Raw genomic sequence first — 853 nt, forward strand, 5'->3', positions numbered from 1 at the left:
ATAGGCTAACCCAGCCAAGCCGCCGGTTAATGCCGCAGCGGTGTCGGTTGCCCCACCAAGTGCAAGTGCGTATAAGACGGCATCGTGATAATCCGGCCAAGTCGAAAGCGCATGCAACACCCGAACGAGCAGACTTAAAGGATCGGTTGCCGTAGCAGCAAGTGAGGTGGGTGCCGCGAGCAGAGATTGAAATGAGTCAAAAACCGGTTGTTCCGCCTGCTTATTGGCAAAATAGTCGCCCGCCTTGGTGATACCGGTAGCGATGGCAGTTGGCAGGTCCGGGGCATCCGCGAGTAATTCGATGGCGATTTGGGTGTAAATAGCCGTTGCTACCATATTCTCCGGATCGGTGTTGGTGAGGGTGACAAAGTTTTGAAAGAGGCGACTACCCTCTGCTTTTTTGAATAGATCTGTGTCAACCGTTTGATAACCATACCCATCATATGGTAAAGCGCGGATCAATGCCCCTGGTTCGTTAGGGGCCGCCGTAGCTTTTCCAGTGGTCAAAGCAGTTGCCACACTAGGCCAAATATCGGGATTGCGTTTTCCATAAGGTGCGTGTTTTCCATTTTTAAACCACGCTTGGTAAGCAGCGATTAGCTTTGCCTGATCAAAGCCGGATTGTAAGGCGTCTAGGCCGGCAAGTGTGAGGCCGGTTTCATCGGAATACGTGCCGGCTGGTTGGTTGAAGGTGCCATAACCCTTCATGGTCGTGACTGGCGCAGCAGCCAGATCGGCCTGCGACTGCCCCTTAACCGGTAATCCCAAAGCGTCACCGATTGCAAACCCAACCGTTCCGTGAATCAAACGAGATTCCATGATCCCCATTTTTGCCATCTCCTTATCAAAATAC

1 protein-coding gene is annotated in these 853 nt (G+C 52.3%); it reads right to left on the bottom strand.

From position 1 onward, the window contains the following. Window positions 1-828: ADP-ribosylglycohydrolase family protein (locus tag ACWPVL_RS11720; RefSeq protein WP_454389187.1), on the bottom strand; the 828-nt coding region annotated here is incomplete at its 3' end. Window positions 829-853 lie beyond the last annotated feature (25 nt).

Source organism: Streptococcus sp. Marseille-Q8145, assembly GCF_965112035.1.